This window comes from Lysobacter sp. Soil_C_15, from assembly GCF_057657315.1.
Map to the genome: position 1 here is coordinate 199,198 of NZ_JBDGIR010000001.1, position 21,219 is coordinate 220,416.

The 21,219-nt window shown below is 72.0% G+C and carries 16 protein-coding genes and 1 pseudogene; 10 read left to right on the forward strand and 7 right to left on the reverse strand.

What is annotated here, in order from left to right; genetic code table 11:
- The first annotated feature begins 132 nt into the window (after positions 1 to 132).
- From AC3A57_RS00945 to AC3A57_RS00965, 5 genes are all read left to right on the forward strand, one after another.
- The gene (locus tag AC3A57_RS00945; RefSeq protein WP_487577154.1) at positions 133 to 3,057 is read left to right on the forward strand and encodes a molybdopterin oxidoreductase family protein; all 2,925 of its coding nucleotides are present in this window, start codon (positions 133 to 135) and stop codon (positions 3,055 to 3,057) included.
- Complete coding sequence (locus AC3A57_RS00950) at positions 3,044 to 3,280, forward strand: hypothetical protein (protein ID WP_487577155.1); 237 nt, start codon at positions 3,044 to 3,046, stop codon at positions 3,278 to 3,280. The genes AC3A57_RS00945 and AC3A57_RS00950 overlap by 14 nt, the downstream gene beginning before the upstream one ends.
- On the forward strand, positions 3,277 to 4,074 hold the full coding sequence (locus tag AC3A57_RS00955; RefSeq protein ID WP_487577156.1) for a 4Fe-4S dicluster domain-containing protein: 798 nt from the start codon (positions 3,277 to 3,279) through the stop codon (positions 4,072 to 4,074). Before AC3A57_RS00950 ends, AC3A57_RS00955 begins: the two co-directional genes overlap by 4 nt.
- 90 nt (positions 4,075 to 4,164) lie before the next feature.
- A complete protein-coding gene (locus tag AC3A57_RS00960; protein WP_487577157.1) occupies positions 4,165 to 5,115 on the forward strand; it encodes a dimethyl sulfoxide reductase anchor subunit family protein in 951 nt (316 codons plus the stop codon).
- Positions 5,116 to 5,308: 193 nt separating this feature from the next.
- Positions 5,309 to 5,986 carry a DUF481 domain-containing protein gene (locus AC3A57_RS00965; RefSeq protein WP_487577158.1) on the forward strand — a complete coding sequence of 226 codons (678 nt, stop codon included), beginning with the start codon at positions 5,309 to 5,311 and terminating at the stop codon, positions 5,984 to 5,986.
- A 198-nt stretch (positions 5,987 to 6,184) separates the two neighbouring features.
- Here AC3A57_RS00965 and hemC read toward each other — a convergent pair whose 3' ends face one another.
- The 5 genes from hemC to AC3A57_RS00990 all read right to left on the reverse strand — a co-directional run bounded on the left by hemC (position 6,185) and on the right by AC3A57_RS00990 (position 11,027).
- Complete coding sequence (gene hemC / locus AC3A57_RS00970; protein ID WP_487577159.1) at positions 6,185 to 7,126, reverse strand: hydroxymethylbilane synthase; 942 nt, start codon at positions 7,124 to 7,126, stop codon at positions 6,185 to 6,187.
- A 277-nt stretch (positions 7,127 to 7,403) separates the two neighbouring features.
- Entirely contained in the window at positions 7,404 to 8,138 is a 735-nt protein-coding gene (locus AC3A57_RS00975; RefSeq protein WP_221670117.1) for a LytR/AlgR family response regulator transcription factor, read from the reverse strand.
- A 20-nt stretch (positions 8,139 to 8,158) separates the two neighbouring features.
- Positions 8,159 to 9,217: a sensor histidine kinase gene (locus AC3A57_RS00980; RefSeq protein ID WP_487577160.1), complete on the reverse strand. Its 1,059-nt coding sequence runs from the start codon at positions 9,215 to 9,217 to the stop codon at positions 8,159 to 8,161.
- A 12-nt stretch (positions 9,218 to 9,229) separates the two neighbouring features.
- Positions 9,230 to 9,934 (reverse strand): alpha/beta hydrolase, encoded by a 705-nt coding sequence (locus AC3A57_RS00985; RefSeq protein WP_487577161.1) that lies wholly within the window; start codon positions 9,932 to 9,934, stop codon positions 9,230 to 9,232.
- An 85-nt stretch (positions 9,935 to 10,019) separates the two neighbouring features.
- Positions 10,020 to 11,027 (reverse strand): energy transducer TonB, encoded by a 1,008-nt coding sequence (locus AC3A57_RS00990; RefSeq protein ID WP_487577162.1) that lies wholly within the window; start codon positions 11,025 to 11,027, stop codon positions 10,020 to 10,022.
- A 293-nt stretch (positions 11,028 to 11,320) separates the two neighbouring features.
- Here AC3A57_RS00990 and AC3A57_RS00995 point away from each other — a divergent pair, with 293 nt between their 5' ends.
- The 5 genes and pseudogenes from AC3A57_RS00995 to AC3A57_RS01015 form a co-directional block, all read left to right on the forward strand.
- Positions 11,321 to 11,680 (forward strand): hypothetical protein, encoded by a 360-nt coding sequence (locus AC3A57_RS00995; protein WP_487577163.1) that lies wholly within the window; start codon positions 11,321 to 11,323, stop codon positions 11,678 to 11,680.
- A gap of 103 nt (positions 11,681 to 11,783) precedes the next feature.
- The gene (locus AC3A57_RS01000) at positions 11,784 to 13,109 is read left to right on the forward strand and encodes a TolC family protein (RefSeq protein WP_487577164.1); all 1,326 of its coding nucleotides are present in this window, start codon (positions 11,784 to 11,786) and stop codon (positions 13,107 to 13,109) included.
- A complete protein-coding gene (locus tag AC3A57_RS01005; protein ID WP_487577165.1) occupies positions 13,106 to 14,095 on the forward strand; it encodes an efflux RND transporter periplasmic adaptor subunit in 990 nt (329 codons plus the stop codon). The genes AC3A57_RS01000 and AC3A57_RS01005 overlap by 4 nt, the downstream gene beginning before the upstream one ends.
- A 25-nt stretch (positions 14,096 to 14,120) precedes the next feature.
- Complete coding sequence (locus AC3A57_RS01010) at positions 14,121 to 17,339, forward strand: efflux RND transporter permease subunit (protein WP_487577698.1); 3,219 nt, start codon at positions 14,121 to 14,123, stop codon at positions 17,337 to 17,339.
- A gap of 108 nt (positions 17,340 to 17,447) precedes the next feature.
- Positions 17,448 to 18,323: pseudogene (locus AC3A57_RS01015) on the forward strand (cation diffusion facilitator family transporter); the annotation flags it as partial.
- Between the two features lie 126 nt (positions 18,324 to 18,449).
- On the opposite strand, the gene AC3A57_RS01020 reads toward AC3A57_RS01015, so the two are convergent.
- Entirely contained in the window at positions 18,450 to 19,022 is a 573-nt protein-coding gene (locus tag AC3A57_RS01020; protein ID WP_487577166.1) for a hypothetical protein, read from the reverse strand.
- Positions 19,023 to 19,035: 13 nt separating this feature from the next.
- Positions 19,036 to 21,216, reverse strand: a complete 2,181-nt coding sequence (locus AC3A57_RS01025) for a xanthine dehydrogenase family protein molybdopterin-binding subunit (RefSeq protein WP_487577167.1) — start codon at positions 21,214 to 21,216, stop codon at positions 19,036 to 19,038.
- Between the last annotated feature and the right edge of the window lie 3 nt (positions 21,217 to 21,219).

The window sequence follows — 21,219 nt, forward strand, 5'->3', positions numbered from 1 at the left end:
AAGCGGTCGCACACGTTGCGACCGCTCCGCGCAAACGTTTGCTGCAATGCGATAAAAAGCCGCGTCCGGCTGGCACAAGCCCGGCGCGGGCGCAAGCTCGCCGGACCCCGCCGGGGTGTGCACAATGCCCGCATGCGAGAGCGCGCTCCCCCTGGGCCGGGTCCCCAAGAGCCAGCCATCGATCTGTCGCCCTCGCCCGGCGACGAGGTCAAGACCACGACCTGCTACATGTGCGCCTGCCGTTGCGGGATCAAGGTCTGGCTGGCCGACGGCGGCCCCGCGGGCAAGACGATCCGCTACATCCAGGGCAACCCCGAACATCCGGTCAACCAGGGCGCGCTGTGCGCCAAGGGCGCGGCCGGGATCATGCAGCACTACTCGCCGGCGCGGCTGCGCAAGCCGCTGCTGCGGGTCGGCGAACGCGGCCTGGGCGAGTTCCGCGAAATCGAGTGGGAGCAGGCGCTGCAGATCGCCGCCGACTGGCTGGCGCCGATCCGCGCGCGCAATCCCGACGAGCTGGCCTTCTTCACCGGCCGCGACCAGTCGCAGGCGCTGACCGGCTGGTGGGCGCAGCAGTTCGGCACGGTCAATTACGCCGCGCACGGCGGTTTCTGCTCGGTCAACATGGCCGCCGGCGGGCTGTACACCCTCGGCGGCTCGTTCTGGGAGTTCGGCGAACCGGACTGGGAGCACGCCCGCTATCTGATGCTGTGGGGCGTGGCCGAAGACCACGATTCCAACCCGATCAAACTCGGCCTGGGCAAGCTCAAGGCGCGCGGCGCCAAGATCGTCGCGGTCAATCCGGTGCGCAGCGGCTACGGCGCGATCGCCGACGAATGGATCGGCATCCGCCCGGGCACCGACGGCCTGTTCGCGTTCGCGCTGATCCACGAATTGCTGCGCGCCGACCGGATCGACCTGGACTATCTGGTGCGCTACGCCAACGCGCACTGGCTGGTGATCCGCAACCCGGGCGGCGCCGACGACGGTTTGTTCGCGCGCGACGAGGAAGGGCGCGCGCTGTGCTGGGCCGGCGGCCGCGCGCTGCCGGCCGACCGCATCGATATTTCCCCCGCCGTGGTCGGCGAATACGTCCTCCCCGACGGCCGCCGCGCGGTGCCGGCCTTCCACCTGGTCGCCGAGCGCTACCTGGATCCGCGGTACGCGCCCGACGCCGTCGCCGAACGCTGCGGCATTCCAGCCGGCACGATCCGCCGCATCGCCCGCGAACTGGCCCAGGCCGCGTTCGACGATCCGCTGCGGCTGCCGATCGCCTGGACCGATGCGCACGGCCGCGAGCACCCCGACATGCTCGGCCGCCCGGTCGCGATGCACGCGATGCGCGGCATCAGCGCGCACAGCAACGGCTTCCACACCTGCCGCGCCCTGCACCTGCTGCAACTGCTGCTCGGCGCGGTCGACACGCCGGGTTCGTTCCGCTATCAGCCGCCGTTTCCCAAGCCGCTGCCGCCGCCGAACCGCCCGGGCCGCAAGCGCCAGGCCAACGGCGCGCTCGACGCCGCGCCGCTGGGCTTCGTTCACGGCCCCGAAGACCTGGTGGTCGACGACGACGGCGCGCCGCGCCGGATCGACCACGCCTACTCCTGGGCCTACCCGCTGTCGGCGCACGGCATGATGCACACCGTGATCCGCAACGCCTGGGCCGGCGACCCGTACAAGATCGACACGCTGATGATGTTCATGGCCAACATGAGCTGGAACTCGGCGATGAACACCGGCCAGACCATCGCCTGGCTGACCGACCGCGGCGAGGACGGCGAGTACCGCATTCCGCGCATCATCTACGCCGACGCCTACGCCTCGGAGATGACCGCTTACGCCGACCTGGTGCTGCCCGACACCACCTACCTGGAACGCCACGACGCGATCAGCCTGCTCGACCGGCCGATCTCCGACGCCGATTCGGCCTGCGACGCGATCCGCCATCCGATCCTGGACCCCGCCCGGCAACGCCTGGACGAGAACGAGCCCGAACGCGACGTGCGCGGCTTTCAATCCGTCCTGCTCGAGCTGGGCGCGCGCCTGGGCCTGCCCGGCATGGTCCACGACGACGGCAGCCCGCGCTATCGCGACTACGCCGACTACATCGTCCGCCATGAACGCGCGCCCGGGGTCGGCCTGCTCGCCGGCTGGCGCGGCGAACATGGCGAGCTGGAGGCCAAGGGCCCGCCGAACCCCGAGCAGTTGCAGCGCTACATCGAGCACGGCGGTTTCTGGAGCAGTCCGGTGCCGGAGTCGGCGCGCTATTACAAGATGGCCAATCGCACCTACCTGGACTGGGCGCAGAAAATGGGCTTCCTCGGCCATGCCGAGCCGATCGTGCTGCAGCTGTATTCGGAAACGCTGCAGAAGTTCCGCCTCGCCGCGCAGGGTTTCGGCGAACGCCGGCCGCCGCCTGGGCAATGCGAGCGCGTGGCGACCTATTTCGATCCTTTGCCGATCTGGTACGAACCCTTCGAAGGCGCCCAGCTCGACGACGCGCAGCGCTACCCGCTCAGCGCGGTGACCCAGCGGCCGATGTTCATGTACCACGCCTGGGGTTCGCAGAACGCCTGGCTGCGGCAGATCGCCGCGCGCAATTATCTGTATCTGCATCCGGATACCGGCGCGCGCCACGGGCTCGCCGACGAGGACTGGATCGAAGTCGAATCGCACCACGGCCGCATCGTCGTGCAGGCCAAGTTCGCCGCCAACGTCCAGCCCGATACGGTCTGGACCTGGAACGCGATCGGCAAGCGGCGCGGCGCCTGGCGCCTGAGCAAGGACGCGCCGGAAGGGCGCAAGGGCTTTTTGATGAACCACCTGATTTCCGACCTGACCCCGCGCGGCGATTACGCCAACGCCGATCCGGTCACCGGCCAGGCCGCCTGGTTCGACCTGCGCGTGGCGATCCGCAAGGCCGAGGCCGTGGCCGACGGCGATACCGCCCAGCCGCAGTTCGCGCCGCTGCATTACCCGCCGGCCGCGGCCGCGCCGCTGCGCTACGGCGCCGATTTGCGCGCCGCGCGCGAGGGACGCGACGATGACGCGGGCTGAGCGCGAACCCAAGCGACGCCTGCGGCCGGTACGGCTGTTCGCCGGAGTGCTGTGCCTGCTGCTCGGGCTGACGCTGATGCTGCTGCTCGGCCTGGGCGTGCTCGGCCCGGGCGCCGGCGTCGGCGGCGCGCCGGCATTGATCGCGCTGATGCCGAGCGTGGCGATCGGCGCGACCGTATTCGCGCTCGGCCTGTGGCTGGTGGCGACCGGGAGAGGGCGATGACCGACCTGCCGCCGCCGTCCAAGAAAAAACTCGGCCTGGTGATCGACCTGGACACGTGCGTCGGCTGCCATGCCTGCGCGGTCAGCTGCAAGGAGTGGAACGCCGGCGGCTTCGCCGCGCCGCTGACCGACGAGCAAGCCTACGGCCGCGAGCCGTCGGGGGTGTGGTTCAACCGCGTGCACAGCTACGAGCTGGAGGCGATGCCGTTGGCCGATCCGGTGCGTGCGCCCGCGCCCGCGGCCAGCCCCTGCGCGACGCCGGCGCAACCGGCGATGACCCTGCACTTCCCGCGCTCGTGCCTGCACTGCGAGCAGCCGGCCTGCGTCACCGTGTGCCCGACCGGGGCCAGCTACAAGCGCGCCGAGGACGGCATCGTCCTGGTCGACGAAGACAAGTGCATCGGCTGCAAGCTCTGCTCCTGGGCCTGCCCCTACGGCGCGCGCGAGTACAGCCCGGTCGAAGGGGTGATGAAGAAATGCACCCTGTGCATCGACCGCATCTACAACCAGAACCTCAGCGAAGCCGAACGCCAGCCCGCCTGCGTCCAGGCCTGCCCGACCCGGGCGCGGCATTTCGGCGACCTCGGCGATCCCGAATCCGCGGTGTCCAAGCTGGTCGCCGAACGCGGCGGCGTCGACCTGATGGCTTCGCTGGGTTATCGGCCGACCAACAAATACCTGCCGCCGCGCCCGCGCCGGGCCGGCGGCGAGGCCGCGCCGGCGCCGGCCGAAACCTTGGACACCGGCGCCCTGCCCGGCGTGCTGCGCTGGCTGGACAAGGTGCTGTCGCGATGACCGCGCGCGCTGCCGGCGTGCGCCTTCGCCCGATCGGCCTCGCCCGCACCGCGGCGCCGCTTTCCGTACTCCGCTCGTCCGCAGGCTGATATGCATCCCGCGTTCTCGGTCATCTTCTTCACCACCCTGTCGGGCGCGGGCTACGGCCTGCTGACCTGGCTGAGCGCGCTGCTGTTCTGGCGCAGCCTGTCCGGCGACCAGGCGACCTCGTTGCCGCCGCCCGGCCTGGCCTGGGGCTTGGCGCTGGCGCTTTCGCTGGTCAGCGTCGGCCTGCTCAGCTCGACCCTGCACCTGGGCAAGCCCGGGCGCGCCTGGCGCGCGTTCTCGCAATGGCGCAGCTCCTGGCTGTCGCGCGAGGGCCTGCTCGCGGTCGCGACCTACCTGCCGGCGCTGGGCCTGGGCCTGTGGCTGATCGGGCCGTTGCGCGGCGCCGGCGCGTGGCTGCCGGCGGCCTTGGCCGCGGCGACGGCGGTGCTCGCGCTGCTGACCGTGGCCTGCACGGCGATGATCTACGCCTCGCTGCCGCCGATCCCGGCCTGGCGCCATCGCCTGGTCGTGCCGGGCTACCTGCTGTTCGCCCTGCTCGGCGGCGCCGCCTTGCTGGCGGCCCTGCCCGGCGTCGCCGACCAGGCGCGCTGGGCCTGGGCCGCGCCGGCCCTGCTGGCGCCGCTGGCGGCGCTGTTGAAACTGGCCTACTGGCGCGCGATCGACCGCCAGCCGCTGCCGGTCGATCGCGGCGACGCGCTCGGCCTGCCCGGGCGCGGGGCGACGGTGTTCGAGCGCCCGCACACCGAAGCCAACTACCTCACCCGCGAGATGGGCTACGTGCTCGCGCGCAAGCACGCGGCCAAGCTGCGCCGGATCGCGGTCGCGCTGTTCGCGCTGGCGCCCCTGCTTGCGGCGGTGCCGGCGTGCTGGCTGCCGGCAGGACCGGCGGCGGCGTTGGCCGCGGTCGCGGCGCTGGCGGTGCTGCTGGGAACCCTGGTCGAACGCTGGCTGTTCTTCGCCCAGGCCCGCCACGTGGTCACGCTGTATTACTGAGCGGCCCGATTACCGAGCGGCCCGCGGTTTCGCCCCAAGCCCTTGATCGCCAAGGCGATCCAAGGCGCCTGCCGGACGCGTGCGGCGGTCTGGACGCTTGAACGCCGCCTATCCGCAGGCGACCGCCGTCGCAGGCCTGTAATCGCTTTCATGGCATGATGGCGACCGTTTCCGCTGAACCCTTCAGACGACGATGCTCGGTGCAATCGGGCTCGCCCTGCTCGGCGCGCCCCTGGTCACATTGCCGACGCCCGCCTTCGGCGGCGACCCGACCCTGATCGCCATCGCCAGCGATCCGGCGCGCATGCGCCTGTACTGCCTCTCGACCCGCTGCGGCGACGAGGAATGGCGCCTGGCGCTGTCGCCGCCGCCGGCCCAGGCTCCCGTCATCGACCCGCTGGACCTGCCGCCGTTGCGCAAGGTGCAACTGCCCGGCTCGCAGCGCCGGGTCGGCGGCATCAGCGCGCCGGCGACCTCGCGCGAAAGCCGCGCCATGTACTCCAACGACTACCGCATCGGCACCCGCTACGGGGTGCAGGCGCTGCGCGACGGCCCGACCCAGCTCGGCCTGACCTTCGGCGCCGGCTACCGCCTGGCGCCGCTGCACGACGACGGCATCAACCGTCCGGGCGCGGTGTTCCGCGGCGAGCTCAACCTCGGCCAGAAGATCGGCGACCGCGCGCGCTGGACCCAGCGGGTGCAGGTCGAGAGCGGCCACGGCGACACCTTCGTCAAGCAGAGCGTGCGCCTGGACGTCGACGTCTGGCGCAACTGGAAACTGGAAACCGACTTCGCGATCCGCCACGACTCCAACGGCGGCGGCGGCAGCGAAAGCGCGGAAAGCTCGATCGAGCTGATCCGGCGCTTCTGACGGCCTGTGGGAGCGGCGTCCCACGGGATTTCCTCCGGTCATGAGCCGCGACCGCCGCAGCGCCGTCATACCACCGCGCGGTCCGAAGCCGATTGGTCGATGGAACGCCCCGCTTGCGCGGGCTGCGGCGATTCGCTGGTCGCGGCCACGACCGGAGCAAATCCCACGGGACGCCCCCGCTGCCGAAAGCGGCGCCGCTCAGTCGGCGGCGTCGGCGATCGCCGGCAGCGACTGGGCGATGAAATCGGCCGCGCCCTGCTCGAGCAGGCGCTGGGCGACCTCGATGCCGAGGCAGTCGGGCGCGTCGCCGCGGCCTTCGCCGTGGGCGCGCACGGCGCGGCCGTCGCCGGCCGAGCCGACCAGGCCTTCCAGGCGCAGGTGGGCGCCGTCCAGGCGCGCGTGCGCCGCCACCGGCACGTGGCAACTGCCGTGCAGGGCGCGGTTCATCGCCCGCTCCGCTTCCACGCAGGTGCGGCTGTCGGCGTGGTCGAGCGCGGCGCACAGCGCGCGCGTGTCCAGGTCGTCTTCGCGGCATTCGATCGCGATCGCGCCCTGCGCCGGCGCCGGCAGCCAGTACGGCGATTCCAGGCGGCGACGGATGCGCGCGTCCAGCCCCAGCCTCAGCAGGCCGGCGCAGGCCAGCACGATCGCGTCGTAGTCGCCGTGGTCCAGCCGCGCCAGGCGGGTGTTGACGTTGCCGCGCAGGTCGAGCAGTTGCAGGTCGGGACGCAGCGCGCGCAGCTGCGCCTGACGGCGCAGCGAGGAGGTGCCCACGCGCGCGCCCATAGGCAGGCGGTCGATGCCGTCGTGGGCGTTGCTGACGAAGGCGTCGGCGTAGTCGGCGCGTTCCAGGACCGCCGGCAGGGCGAAACCCGGCTCCAACTCCATCGGCACGTCCTTGAGCGAATGCACCGCGCAGTCGGCTTCGCCGCGCAGCATTGCCAGCTCCAGTTCCTTCAGGAACAGGCCCTTGCCGCCGATCGCGGCCAGCGAGCGGTCCAGCACCTCGTCGCCGCGCGTGCTCATCGGCACCAGCTCGACCGCCAGCCCGGGGTGGGCCGCGCGCAGGCGGTCGGCGACGTGCTCGCTCTGCCACAGGGCGAGCGGGCTCTTGCGGGTGGCGATGCGCAGGGTCTTCATGCCGGCATTATCGCCGCTGGCGGGGCGGGGCCCAAGGCTCAGTTGCGAGCGGGGTGCGAGGGGCGCGCGGATTGCGCGGCCGCTGGCCCGGGAGCGCGCCGTCTTTGTAGGAGCGGCGCGAGCCGCGACCGCCGAAGCGACGTGCGCAAGCGCAGCCGCCCAGGCGGTCGGGCCCCGGGCGGATACGTGGTATTCGGCCGCTTCGTGGTCGCGGCTCACGCCGCTCCTACAAGAGCGGGGCCGCCGTTTTACCGAATCCCGAGTCCCGAGTCCCGAATCAAAGATGCTTGAGCGTCTCGCGCAAAGCCGCCACGCAGCGGCGGCTGACTTCCAGCGGTTGCTTGCCGTGGCGCAGCACCGCCTGGACGTGCCCTTCCGAATCGCGCTTGAGTTCGACGATCTCGTGCCGGGCGACCAGGCAGTTGCGGTGGATGCGCACGAAGCGTTCGCCGAATTCGTCTTCCAGCGACTTCAGCGACTCCTCGATCAGGTCCTCGCCGCGCGCGTGGTGCACGATCACGTACTTCTCTTCGGCGTGCAGGTAGTGCACGTCCTCGATCGGGATCAGGCGCAGGCTGCCGCGCAGCCGCGCGCACAGGTGGCTGCGGCTCTGCCCCGGCGCGGTCCCGGCCTCGCCGTGGCGCTCGCGCCCGGCGGCGAAGGTGCGCACCCGTTCCAGCGCCGCGTCCAGGCGTTCGGCGCGCACCGGTTTGACCAGGTAGTCGATCGCCTCGGCCTCGAACGCCGACAGCGCGTGCGCGTCGTAGGCGGTGCAGAACACCACCGCCGGACGCGGATCGAACGCGGCCAAGTGGCGCGCCGCCTCCAGGCCGTCGATGCCCGGCATGGCGATGTCGAGCAGGACCAGGTCGGGCCGGTGCTCGGCGCAGGCGTGCAAGGCGTGTTGGCCGTCGGCGGCTTCGGCGACGATCTCGACGTCGTCGCGTTCGCTCAGCAGGCCGCGCAGGCGCTCGCGCGCCAACGGTTCGTCGTCAGCGATCACCACTCTCATGGCCTGCCTCATCGGACCCTTCATCGGCTCTGCGCCTCCACCCCGGTCGGCACGTGCAGTTCGCACAGATAGTAGCCCCCGTCCCAGCCTGCGGTCATCCTGGCCGTGGGTCCGTAGGCGTAACGCAGCCGCTGGCCGATGCTGTGCTGGGCGTGGCGCGAGCCGCCGGCCCGGCCCTCGGCCGGTGTCGGCGCCGGGTTGCGTATACGCAACAGCAGCCGGTCGGCGAGCTGGGTCAGCTCGATCTCGACCTCGCCGCCGGCGGGCAGGCGCGAGATCCCGTGCAGCACCGCGTTCTCGACCAGGGGCTGCAGAATCAGCCGCGGCAGCGGCATCTTCCACGGCAAGGGCTCGCGCTTGCGCCATACCACCCGCAGCCGCTCGCCCAGGCGCAACTGCTCGATCGCCAGGTAGCGCTCGGCCAGCTCGACCTCCTCGTCCAGGCTGGAGTCGCTCTGCGAGGCGCCCAATGCGGCGCGGAACAGGTCGGACAGGTCCAGCACCGCGCGCTCGGCCACCACCGGGTCGCTGCGGACCAGGCCGGCGATGGTGTTCATGCTGTTGAAAAGGAAGTGCGGCTTGATCCGCGCCTGCAGCGCGTCGACCTCGGCGCGGGCGTTGGCGCGCACCTGCGCCTTCCAGCTGTCGTTGACGTACAGGTAGCGCAGGACCACGCCGACCGCGAGCGCGGCGACCGCGGTGGTGCCGCCGACGAAGCGGGCGAAGCTGATCCCCTCGGGCACCAGCGCGACCGAGGTCGCGTCGTCGATCCGGTGGGTGACCGCCGCCAACGCGGCGGCGATCGCGGCCGCGCTGATCGTGGCCAGGAAGCCGCCCAGCGCCGGCGGCAATTGGGCGAGCAGGCGCCGCGAGCCGCACAGCAGGACCGAGATCGCCAGCGCCAGCCACAGCGCGAAGGCGCTGGAAGACACGAACCGGCCGTAGTTCCAGTGGCTGCCGTCGGGCACCAGGGCGAGCACGATCACGATCAGCTCGGCCATGCTCAGCATGACCAACAGGCGCGGCAGCCGGCACAGGTCCGGCAGCCAGGATTCGCGCTCGCCGACCGGTTCGCTCATGGCCCGGGACGCTCAGCCGGCCGCGAAGCGTTGCGACATCCAGTCGCCGAGCGCCGCGATCTCTTCGGCGCAGACCTGGTGGGCCATCGGGTAGGCGTGCCAGTCGACTTGGGCGCCCAGGGTGCGCAATCGCGCCGCGGCCAGTTCGCCGCCGCGGTAGGGCACCACCGGGTCGTGGCTGCCGTGGGCCATGAACACCGGCTGGGCGCGCACGGCCGGACCGGCTTCGCGGATCAGCCGATCGGCCATCGGCAGGTAGGTCGACAGCCCGACCAGCCCGCCCAGCGGCTCGCTGCGGCGCAGGCCGGCGGCCAGGGTGACCGCGCCGCCTTGCGAGAAGCCGGCCAGCAGCACCCGCGCGGCCGGCACGCCGCGCTCGCCTTCGCGCGCGATCAGCGCCTCGACCTGGGCCACCGATTCCTCCACTCCGGCCTCGTCGGCGCGGTTGGCCAGGTCGTTGAAGTCGCGGATGTCGTACCAGGCGCGCATGCGCAGGCCGTTGTTGATCGTTACCGGGCGCACCGGCGCGTGCGGGAACACGAAGCGCAGCGCCGGCCAGTCGCGGCGGACCAGTTCCGGCACGATCGGGGCGAAGTCGTGGCCGTCGGCGCCGAGGCCGTGCAGCCACAGCACGCTCCAGGCCGGCGCCGGGCCGGTGGCGTGTTCGACGGTTTCCAGCAGTTGGGGAGCGGGCAGTTCGGGAGCGGACGTGGTCATCGGCCGCATTGTGGCGGTGCGCGCACGCCGCGCCAAGCGCGGGCGGCGCCGGCGTGTCCGCCGTCGCATTCGCCCGCGCCGGGGGTCAGCGCGTGGGCAGCTTGAAATTGAGCGTGCGGCGGGCGCTGTGGGCCTCGCCGGTGGCCTCGAAGCGCAGCCGCGACACCGCCGCCAGCGCGGCCTCGTCGAAGATCCCGGCCGGTTGCGCCGAGACCAGCCGCGGCGCGCCGACCCGACCGTCGGGCAGGATGGTGAAGCTGACCTCGACGCTGCCTTCGATTTTGCGGTTCAACGCCGACAGCGGATAGCGCGGACTGGCGTCGGCGAGCAAGCGCGGCGCGGTGCGGCCGCTGCGGGCCGCCGTCGGCGCGGTCGCGGCGGGCGCCGCGGCCGGGGTCGAGGCCGAAGCCGGCGGCGCCACGGCGGGGGTTTCGGTCGCGGCGATCGCGCTGGCGCGCTGCGCGGCCGCGTCGGCGGCGGTCGCGCTGGCGGCGGCTTCGGCCTTCAGCGCGGCGCTCGACAACAGCGCCGCCTCGCGCCGCGCCGGCGCGGTCTGCGCACGTTCGGCGATCAAGCGCTGGGTTTCGTCGCGGCCCTGCTGCTGGCGCGCCAGTTCCGCCCGGCGCAGGCCGTCGCGCAGGCGCGGCAGCGCCGGCGCTTGCGGATCCATCCGCGCCAGCAATTCGAGCAAGCGCTTGGTCTCGACCAGATCGTCGTCGACCAGGGCCTGTTCGCCAGCGATGACCACGTAGGGTTGCAGTTCGCTGAGCGCGCCGATCACGTCGATCTGCCCGGCTTCGCGGTCGCGCAGGGCCAGGTAATAGTCGACCGCGCTGTCGCCGGCTGGGGTGTGGATGCGCTGCTCGCGCAGCGCCTGCGAAGCGCGCGCGCGCAGGCCTTCGGAATCGAGTTCGACCAGCGGCGCCGGCAAGGCCACGGCCGCATCGAGTTCGGCGCCGGTCTGCGGCTTCTCGTTACCGCCGCCCGAGCCGCATCCGCCCAGCAGGACGGCCAGGCTCAGGGCGGCGCCGAGCGCGGCGCCGCGGCGCGTTCCGGCGGCGCGACGGCGCGCCGGTGTGGCAACTAGCTTCACTGCACAAATCCCCTGTACCGCCCACTGCAGAAATCGCGCGCAGACTAGGCCCGGGATGTGACGGCGGTACTGCATCGCCCTTGCCAATCCTGGTGAACGCATGACGTTCTCCGGTGCCGAGCTTCCTGCCGCGAACCGCGGATTATGCGGCCAGCCGGAACGTGACGCGATGCTCAATCGGGCCATACGGTCAGCTCGCGCTCCGGAAGCTGACCAGGGCGCGAGGGTCCGTACGGTCGCCGGGGCGCGGTGAAATTGTATTGCGCCGCGGCCGGCGCCTATCCTCTGGCCCCATGTCCGCCCCTTCCGCCTTCGCCGCCGCGCTGCGCTACCTCGTATTCGGGGTGCTGATCGCGGTGATGCTGGTCAAGCCGGCGCTGGCCTTCGCCAGCGAGGCCGGCGAACCGGCGGCGGCCGTCGCCGCGCACGCGGGCGAGGCGGGCGGAGAGGCGCCGACGGCGCCGCACGACGAAGACGGCTGCGGCGACGCCAGTTGGCATCTGAGTCACTGCTGCGCGATGCAGGCGGCCTTGCTGCCGCGGATCCAGCTCGGCCTGGCCGCCGAGCGCGCCGCCGCGCCTTTGCCGGCCGGCGCCGGCAGCGACGCGATCCGCCCCACCGCGAACCCGTTCCGCCCGCCGATCCGGGCCTGATCCCGAACTCGCTTCCGCACCGCCCTGGCCGACCCGGCCAGTGCCTGCCGTGCGCGGCCGTCAGCCGCCGCGGCGTCCCAAGAGATTCTCGGAGATCGCTCCCATGTGGTTACGTCCGGCGGCCTTGGCCGTCCTGACGGCTGCGCTGTGCCTGTCGGCACAGGCGCAGCCGCGCCCTGCCCTGCCCGCTCCCAAGCCGGAGCCCGCCGCGCCGCGGCCGGCTTCGGTATTCACCCTCGACGACGCCCTCGCCCGGATCGGCCAGGCCCATCCCGACCTGCGCCTGTTCGGCGGCCAGCGCGACGTGCTGCTGGCCGAACGCGATCGGGCCGCGCAAACGCCGCCGTGGATGGTCGGCGCCGCGGTCGACAACGTGCTCGGCAGCGGCGCGGTCGCCGGCGCCAAGGCCGCCGAGGTCAGCTTGAGCCTGGCCTCGGTGTTCGAACGCGGCGGCAAGCTCGATGCGCGCCGGGCCGTCGCGCAAAGCCGCATCGACGCGCTCGCGGTGGATCGCGAAGGACGGCGCCTGGATCTGCTGGCCGAAGCCGCGCGCCGCTACCTGGCCATCGTCGCCGCGCAGCGCGGCATCGAGCTGGCCCAGTTCGACATCGGCCAACGCAAGCGCGCGGTCGCCGCCGCTCGCCAACGCCTGCAGGCCGGCGCCTCGCCCGAATCGGGCCTGCTGACCGCCCAGGCCGCGCTGGCCCGCGCCGAGCTCGACCGCCGCCGCAGCGAACAAAGCCTGCTCGCCGCGCGCCAGCACCTGGCCGCGCTGTGGGGCGAACGCGACCCCGGTTTCGCCAACGTCGCCGGCGATCCGTACGCGCTGCCGGCGATCCAGGACGCCACCGCGCTGGCCGGCCTGCTCGACCGCAGCCCGGAGCTGGCCCGCTTCGCCGACCAGGCGCGCATCGCCGAGGCGCGCCTGCGCCTGGCGCAAACCGAAGCCGCTCCCGACCTGTCCTGGCAGGTCGGCCTGCGCCGGCTGCAGGACGGCAGCGACTTCGGCCTGATCGGCAGCGTGTCGATGCCGCTGGGCGCGCGCCGCCGCGCCGAACCCGGCATCCGCGGCGCCCAGGCCGAACTGGCCCTGCTGGAAACCGAGCGCGAAGCCAAGGGTTTGTCGCTGTATTCGACCCTGGTCGAAGCGCACGGCCGCTATCGGGTCGGCGCGCTGGAGGTCGCGCGTTTGCAGGACGAGGTGCTGCCGCGTCTGGTCCGCGCCGAGGCCGCGGCCGACTACGCCTACCGCGCCGGCGCGATCGGCTATCTGGAACTGGCCCTGTTGCAGGCCGAAAGCATGGCGGTGCGCAGGCAGCGCCTGGATGCGGCCGTGGCCGCGCAACTGGCGCTGATCGAGATCCAGCGCCTGACCGGCGAGGGCTTCCTCGCCGCCTCTTCCGCCGAGCCCGCAGGAGCCGCCCGATGAAGTACCCACTGTTGATCGCCGGCATGCTGGCGCTGTCGCTGAGCGCCTGCGCGCCGCCCAAGCCCGCGGCGCAGACCGGCGCCGGCGAGCACGCCGACGAGAATGAAGCCGGCCACGAACACGGCGCAGGCGAAGCGGGCCACGGCGAAGCCGCGGCCGAGGAACAACCCGAGTCGACCGTGATCGCCGCCGAAATCGCCCGCCGCTCCGGCATCGCGGTCGCCGCCGCCGGCCCCGGCACCATCGCCGACGAGCACGAAGTGCAGGGCCTGGTCACGCCGCTGGAAGGCCGCGTCGCCCGCATCACCGCGCGCTATCCCGGCCCGGTGCGCTCTCTGCGCGCCAACGTCGGCGACCGCGTCCGCGCCGGCCAGACCCTGGCCACCATCGACAGCAACCTCAGCCTGACCACGTATTCGGTCGCTACGCCTATCGCCGGCGTGGTGCTGGCGCGCAACGCCTCGGTCGGCGAGGTCGCGGTCGAAGGCACGGCCTTGTTCGAAATCGCCGACCTGTCGACGCTGTGGGTCGACCTGCACGTGTTCGGCGCCGACGCCACCCATCTGCGCCCGGGCCTGCCGGTGACGGTGATGCGGATGGGCGACGAACGCGGCGTGCAGACCACCCTCGACCGGATCCTGCCCGGCACCGCCACCGCCAGCCAGAGCACCGTCGCCCGCGCCTCGATCGCCAACGCCGACGGCCTGTGGCGGCCGGGCTCGGCGGTGCGCGCGCGGGTCACGGTCGAGCAACAGCCGGTGGCCCTGGCCGTGCCGCTGACCGCGCTGCAGCGGATGGACGAGCGCGACGTGGTGTTCGTGCGCCAGGGCGAGCGCTACCTGGCCCGCCCGGTGCGCATCGGCCGCCGCGACGCCGCGCGCATGGAAGTGCTGGAAGGGCTGAAGGCCGGCGAGCAGGTCGTGGTCGAACAAAGCTTCCTGATCAAGGCCGACATCGAGAAATCGGGGGCCTCGCATGAGCACTGAGCCCCTGCCCGCCGCCCCGCCCGGCCTGCTCGAACGCATTCTGCGCTTCGCCATCCGCCAGCGCTGGCTGATGCTGGCGCTGACCCTGGCCCTGATCGGCATCGGCGTGTGGAGCTTCGGCAAGCTGCCGATCGACGCCACCCCCGACATCACCAACGTCCAGGTGCAGATCAACACCCAGGCGCCGGGCTACTCGCCGCTGGAAGCCGAGCAGCGGGTCACCTTCCCGATCGAAACCGCGCTGGCCGGCCTGCCCAGGCTCGACTACACCCGCTCGCTGTCGCGCTACGGCCTGTCGCAGGTGACCGTGGTGTTCAAGGACGGCACCGACCTGTACTTCGCCCGCCAGCAGGTCGCCGAGCGGCTGCAGCAGGTGAAGTCGCAGATACCGGCCGGCCTGGAACCCGAGCTCGGCCCGACCGCGACCGGCCTGGGCGAGATCTTCATGTACACCGTCGACGCCGATCCCAAGGCGCGCAAACCCGACGGCAGCCCCTACAGCGCCACCGACCTGCGCACCCTGCAGGACTGGGTGATCCGGCCGCAGTTGCGCAACACGCCCGGGGTCACCGAGGTCAACACCATCGGCGGCTATGCGCGGCAGATCCACATCACCCCGGATCCGGCGCGGCTGATGGCCCTGAACCTGAGCCAGCGCGACCTGGTCGCCGCGCTCGCGGCGAACAACCAGAACGTCGGCGCCGGCTACATCGAACGCAACGGCGAACAGTTCCTGGTCCGCGTGCCGGGCCAGATCCCCAACCTGGCCGCGATCGGCGACATCGTCCTGGACCGCCGCGACGGCGTGCCGATCCGGGTCCGCGACGTCGCCGCGGTCGGCGAAGGCCCGGAACTGCGCAGCGGCGCGGCGACCCAGAACGGCCACGAAGTCGTGCTCGGCACGGTGTTCATGCTGGTCGGCTCGAACAGCCGCGAGGTCTCGCAGGCCGCCGCGGCCAAGCTCGAAGCGGCCAACGCCAGCTTGCCCAAGGGGGTCAGCGCCAATCCGGTCTACGACCGCACCTCGCTGGTCGACCGCACCATCGCCACGGTGTCAAAGAACCTGGTCGAAGGCGCGTTGCTGGTGGTGGTGGTGCTGTTCCTGCTGCTCGGCAACATCCGCGCCGCGCTGATCACCGCGCTGGTGATTCCGCTGGCGATGCTGTTCACCATCACCGGCATGGTCCGCGGCGGCGTGTCCGGCAACCTGATGAGCCTGGGCGCGCTCGACTTCGGCCTGATCGTCGACGGCGCGGTGATCATCATCGAGAACTGCCTGCGCCGCTTCGGCGAAGCCCAGCACGCGCTGGGCCGGGAAATGAACGACGAGGAGCGCCACGACCTCACCGCCGCGGCCACCGCCGAGGTGATCCGCCCCAGCCTGTTCGGCCTGGGCATCATCACCGCTGTGTACCTGCCGATCTTCGCCCTCAGCGGGATCGAGGGGAAGATGTTCCACCCGATGGCGATCACCGTGGTGCTGGCGCTGACCGGCGCGATGCTGCTTTCGCTGAGCTTCGTGCCGGCGGCGGTGGCGATCTTCCTCGGCGGCAAGGTCGCCGAGCAGGAGAACCGGGCGATGGCCTGGATCAAGCGCGGCTACGCGCCGGCGCTGGCCTGGGCCTTGCGCAGCCGCGCCTGGGTGATCGGCGGCACCGCGGCGCTGGTGATCCTCAGCGGCGCCCTGGCCCTGCGCATGGGCAGCGAGTTCGTGCCCAGCCTGGACGAGGGCGACGTCGCGGTGCAGGCGATGCGCATCCCCGGCACCAGCCTGAGCCAGTCGGTGACCATGCAGAAGCATATGGAGCAGGCCTTCCTGGCCCTGCCCGAGGTGCAACGGGTGTTCAGCAAGATCGGCACCGCCGAAGTCGCCAGCGACCCGATGCCGCCGTCGGTGGCCGACACCTTCCTGATGCTCAAGCCGCGCGAGCAATGGCCCAACCCGGGCAAGTCCAAGGCCGCGCTGATGGCCGAGATCGAGTCCATCGCCGGCACCCTGCCCGGCAGCAACTTCGAATTCACCCAGCCGATCCAGATGCGCATGAACGAGTTGATCTCGGGCGTGCGCGCCGACGTCGCGATCAAGGTCTACGGCGACGATCTGCAGCAACTGCTCGAGCTCGCGCAGCGGATCGAGGCGGTGGCGAAGAACGTGCCGGGCGCGGCCGACGTCAAGGCCGAGCAGGCCACCGGCCTGCCGATGCTGAGCATCGAGCCGGACCGGCGCGCGCTGGCGGTGTACGGCCTCAACCCGGCCGCGGTGCAGGAGACCGTCGCCACCGCGGTCGGCGGCGAGGTCGCAGGGCAGTTGTTCGAAGGCGACCGCCGCTTCGACCTGGTGGTGCGCCTGCCCGAACGCCTGCGCCAGGACACCGCGGCCCTGGCCGACCTGCCGATCCCGCTGCCGGCGGACACCGGCGATCGCGACGAGTCCAGCTTTGATGCGACCTGGAGCGGCGGCGCGCCGCGCACCGTGCCCTTGCGCGAGGTAGCGCGGATCCAAAGCGTGCTCGGGCCGAACCAGGTCAACCGCGAGAACGGCAAGCGCCGGATCGTGGTGACCGCGAACGTGCGCGACCGCGACCTTGGCGGCTTCGTCGCCGAACTGCGCCAGCGCATCGATGCGCAAGTGCAGGTGCCGGAGGGCTACTGGATCGGCTACGGCGGCACCTTCGAGCAGCTGATCTCGGCCAGCCAGCGCCTGGCGGTGGTGGTGCCGGTGACCCTGGCGCTGATCTTCGCCCTGCTGTTCATGGCCTTCGGCTCGGCCAAGGACGCCGCGATCGTGTTCAGTGGGGTGCCGTTGGCGCTGACCGGCGGGGTGATCGCGCTGGCCCTGCGCGGGATCCCGCTGTCGATCTCGGCCGGGGTCGGCTTCATCGCCCTGTCCGGCGTGGCGGTGCTCAACGGTCTGGTGATGATCGCCTTCATCCGCAAGCTGCGCGAACAGGGCGACCCGCTCGACCACGCCGTGGTCGACGGCGCGCTGGGCCGCCTGCGCCCGGTGCTGATGACTGCGCTGGTGGCCTCGCTGGGCTTCCTGCCGATGGCCTTCAACGTCGGCGCCGGTTCGGAAGTGCAGCGGCCGCTGGCGACGGTGGTGATCGGCGGCATCGTCTCCTCGACCCTGCTGACCTTGCTGGTATTGCCGGTGCTGTACCGCTGGCTGCATCGCGGCGATGCGCGGCGCAGTGCGGCCGCAGACGAAGACGGCTCGACCCCGGTGCCGTTGCCGGCCGCCTGAGCCGCCACCGCGCGGATCGCGGCGACCGCGCGATCCGCGTCCTCGCCGGCCGCTCACGGGCGGCCGGCTTCAATGGGTCTTCGCGACATCGACCGGTGGAGCATCGATATGGGCAGTGGACACGATCACGGCAGCAGCGCGATCCGCCACGAACGTCCGCTGTGGTGGGCCTTGGGCCTGACCGGCGGCTTCCTGATCGCCGAAGTCGTCGGCGCCTTCCTCACCGGCAGCCTGGCGCTGCTGTCGGACGCCGCGCACATGGGCACCGACACCCTGGCGCTGAGCATCGCCTTGGTCGCGGTGCGCCTGGCGCGGCGCCCGCCCGACGCCCGGCGCAGCTACGGCTATGCGCGGATGGAAGCGATAGGGGCGATGGTCAACGGCCTGCTGCTGTTCGGCGTCGCCGGCTACATCCTGTGGGAAGCGGCCGCTCGTTTCCGCGAGCCGAGCGAAATCGCCACCACCGGCATGCTGATCGTCGCCGCGTTGGGCCTGGCCGTGAACCTGGTCGCGATGCGGCTGTTGCGCGCCGGCAGCGGCGAAAGCCTCAACCTCAAGGGCGCCTACCTGGAGGTGTGGAGCGACATGCTCGGCTCGGTCGCGGTGATCGCCGCGGCGATCGCGATCCGCGTCACCGGCTGGGCCTGGATCGACCCGGCGCTGGCGGTGGCGATCGGCCTGTGGGTGCTGCCGCGCACCTGGACCCTGCTGCGCGAAGCCGGCAACGTGCTGATGGAAGGCGTGCCCGCCGGCATCGAGTTGGAAGCGCTGCGCCGCGACCTGGCCGGTCTCGACGGGGTGATCGACGTGCACGACCTGCACGTCTGGTCGCTGGCCTCGAACGCGCCGGCGCTGAGCGCGCACCTGAGCGTCGCCGCGGGCACCGACATCGGCGCCCTGCGCCGCGCGGCGAACGCGCGGCTGGACCGAGGCTACGGCATCGGCCACAGCACCTTGCAGATCGAGTACGAGCGCTGCGACACCGCGCATGCCTGAGCCACGGCTTCGATCATTGGCGACGGGCCGGTCGCGCCTGCGCGTTCCCGTAGCGGCTTACGCCGCTCCTACAGGCGACGCGCAACCTCGCTCCTCACTCCTCTCTTCTCGCCCCTAGCCCTCTGGGCAGGGGCCGCCCGCGTCGGCCCAGGTCTTGAACGCGGCGACGAACTCCGGATGCGGCACCGGCACCGGCGCGCGGTTGCCGCCGGGCGCCCAGCCCCACAGCACCAGCTTGTCCTCGGCCACGTGCTTGAGCAACGCGGCGAAGTCGCGGCCGCCGTTTTGCTTCTTGTCCTGGATCATCTTGCACAGCTGCGGCGCCGGCAGGCCGATCCAGGCCATCTTGTGCTCGGGCGGCGGCAGCTGCCAATGCGGCGCGCCCGGCGGCGCGTTCGGACCGTAACTGGCCGGCAAGTTGGCTTCGCCGTGGCAGGTCGAGCACGGCAGACCGGCCGCGCCCTTGCCTTCCGGGCCGCGCACCACGCCCATCGCATGCGGCAGGCCGGCGTCGAACTGCAACGGCTGGTCGCCGGGAATGTGGCAGTTCTGGCAGCGCGGATGCTGGAACACCTTCTGCACGGTGGCGAAGGCCGCCACCGCCTGGGCGCGTTGTTCCGGCGAGGTCTTGGGGCCGCAGGCGCTCAGGGCCAGGGCGGCGGTCGCGGCGATCGCTAGGGTTCGCATTCGTCGGTCTCCCTCAGGCCAGGCGCAGCGGCAGCTCGCGCAGCCGCTTTTGGGTCAGGGCGAACACGGCATTGGCCACCGCCGCCGCCACCGGCGCGGTGCCGGGTTCGCCGGCGCCGCCCATCTTTTCTTGGCTGGGCACGATGTGCACCTCGATCTGCGGCGACTCGTCCAGGCGCAGCACGCGGTAGTCGTGGAAGTTCGACTCCTGCACGCGTCCGTCCTTGAAGCTCAGCGCGCTGTACAGCGCCGCGCCGAGGCCGAAGTTGATGCCCGATTCCATCTGCGCGCGCACCCCGTCGGGATTGACCGCCAGGCCGCAGTCGATCGCGCAGACGAAGCGATGCACGCGGATCGCCTTGCCGCCGCCGGGCGCGTCTTGCAGCGAGACCTCGGCGACCTGGGCGATGTAGCTGCCGAAGGATTCGTGCACGGCCACGCCGCGCGCGCGGCCCTCGGCCGGCTTGCCGCCCCAGCCGGCTTTCTCCGCGGCCAGGTTCAGCGCGGCGAGATGGCGCGGATGGTCCTTCAGCAAGCCGCGCCGGTACGCGACCGGGTCCTGGCCCGCGGCGTGGGCGAGTTCGTCGATCAGGCTTTCCATGATGAAGCCGTTGTAGCTGTGGCCGACCGATCGCCACCACAGCACCGGGATGCCGGTGGCCGGCGAATGCAGGTCGACGCGGTGATCGGCGATGGCCTTGATGTAGGGCGAGTCGGCCACGCCCTCGACCGAGGTCGCGTCGACCCCGTTCTTCACCATCACCGCTTCGAACGGCGAGCCGGCGGCGATCGACTGCCCGACCAGGACATGTTTCCAGGCCACCGGGCGGCCCTGCCCGTCCAGGCCGATCTTGGCCTGTTGCAGGTACATCGGCCGGTAGTAGCCGCCGCGCACGTCGTCTTCGCGCGTCCACACCGTCTTGACCGGTTTGCCGGCGGCCTTGGCCACCTGCACCGCTTCGGCGACGAAGTCCGAAGTCGGCGTCGCGCGCCGGCCGAAGCCGCCGCCGAGGAACATCGTGTGGATCTTGACCTGCTCGGGCTTGAGCCCGGCGATCTTGGCCGCGACCTGCTGGTCCAGGGTCTGGAATTGGGTGCCGGTCCAGATTTCGCACTGGCCGTCGGCGATCTTGACCGTGCAGTTCAACGGCTCCATCGGCGAATGCGCCAGATACGGCACCTGGTATTCGGCCTGGACCGTGCGCGCGGCCTTGGCCAGCGCCGCGTCGACATCGCCGGCCTGGCTCGCGACCGCGCCCGGGGTGGCGGCGAGCCGGCGGAACTCTTCGCGCAACTGGCCGCTATCCAGGCCGGCGTGCGGGCCGAGGTCCCAGTCGATCTTGAGCGCGTCGCGGCCGAGCTTGGCCGCCCAGTAATGATCGGCGACCACGGCCACGCCGCTGGGCACCTGGACCACCTCGCGCACCCCCGGCACCGCCTTGGCCGCGGCGGCGTCGTAGGACTTGACCGTTCCGCCGAACACCGGCGCGCGCGCGACCAGCGCGGTCAGCAGGCCTTCGAACTGCACGTCCATGCCGAACTTGGCCCGGCCGTCGATCTTCTCCGGGCCGTCCAGGCGCTTGGTCGGCTTGCCGATGATCTTCCAGTCCTTGGCGTCCTTGAGCTTGGGCGCTTGGCCCGGCGCCGGCAGCTTGGCCGCGTCGGCGGCGAGTTCGCCGTAGCGCGCGCGGCGCTCGCCGGCGATGGCCACGCCGTTCTCGGTGCGGACCTGGTCGGCCGCCACGCCGAAACGCTGCGCCGCGGCCGCGACCAGCAGCGCGCGCGCGGTGGCGCCGGCCTGCCGATAGCGGTCGAACTCCGACCAGGTGCTGGTCGAGCCGCCGGTCATCTGCATGCCGAACGCGGTATGCGCATAGGCCTGCGCCGCCGGCGCGTGCTCGACCCGGATCTTCGACCAGTCGGCGTCGAGCTCTTCGGCGATCAGCATCGCCAGGCCGGTCCAGATGCCCTGGCCCATCTCCGAGTGCGACAGCAATACGGTGACGGCGTCGTCCTCGCCGATCCGCAGGAACGCGTTCGGCGCGAACCCGGCCGACACGGCCGCGGCCTGCGCCGGCGCGGCGGCGGCGAAACGGCGCGCGCCGGGAACCACGAAACCGACCACCAGGCCGCCGCCGATCAGCGCGCCGGCCTTGAGGAATTGGCGCCGCGAAGGCGCGGGTACGGTGCTCACATC

Excerpts from the sequence above, each read along its gene's own strand:
- AC3A57_RS00945 (WP_487577154.1), top strand. The coding sequence starts at position 133 with ATGCGAGAGCGCGCTCCCCCTGGGCCGGGTCCCCAAGAGCCAGCCATC.
- AC3A57_RS00950 (WP_487577155.1), top strand. The coding sequence starts at position 3,044 with ATGACGCGGGCTGAGCGCGAACCCAAGCGACGCCTGCGGCCGGTACGG.
- AC3A57_RS00955 (WP_487577156.1), top strand. The coding sequence starts at position 3,277 with ATGACCGACCTGCCGCCGCCGTCCAAGAAAAAACTCGGCCTGGTGATC.
- AC3A57_RS00960 (WP_487577157.1), top strand. The coding sequence starts at position 4,165 with ATGCATCCCGCGTTCTCGGTCATCTTCTTCACCACCCTGTCGGGCGCG.
- AC3A57_RS00965 (WP_487577158.1), top strand. The coding sequence starts at position 5,309 with ATGCTCGGTGCAATCGGGCTCGCCCTGCTCGGCGCGCCCCTGGTCACA.
- hemC (WP_487577159.1), bottom strand. The coding sequence starts at position 7,126 with ATGAAGACCCTGCGCATCGCCACCCGCAAGAGCCCGCTCGCCCTGTGG.
- AC3A57_RS00975 (WP_221670117.1), bottom strand. The coding sequence starts at position 8,138 with ATGAGAGTGGTGATCGCTGACGACGAACCGTTGGCGCGCGAGCGCCTG.
- AC3A57_RS00980 (WP_487577160.1), bottom strand. The coding sequence starts at position 9,217 with ATGAGCGAACCGGTCGGCGAGCGCGAATCCTGGCTGCCGGACCTGTGC.
- AC3A57_RS00985 (WP_487577161.1), bottom strand. The coding sequence starts at position 9,934 with ATGACCACGTCCGCTCCCGAACTGCCCGCTCCCCAACTGCTGGAAACC.
- AC3A57_RS00995 (WP_487577163.1), top strand. The coding sequence starts at position 11,321 with ATGTCCGCCCCTTCCGCCTTCGCCGCCGCGCTGCGCTACCTCGTATTC.
- AC3A57_RS01000 (WP_487577164.1), top strand. The coding sequence starts at position 11,784 with ATGTGGTTACGTCCGGCGGCCTTGGCCGTCCTGACGGCTGCGCTGTGC.
- AC3A57_RS01005 (WP_487577165.1), top strand. The coding sequence starts at position 13,106 with ATGAAGTACCCACTGTTGATCGCCGGCATGCTGGCGCTGTCGCTGAGC.
- AC3A57_RS01020 (WP_487577166.1), bottom strand. The coding sequence starts at position 19,022 with ATGCGAACCCTAGCGATCGCCGCGACCGCCGCCCTGGCCCTGAGCGCC.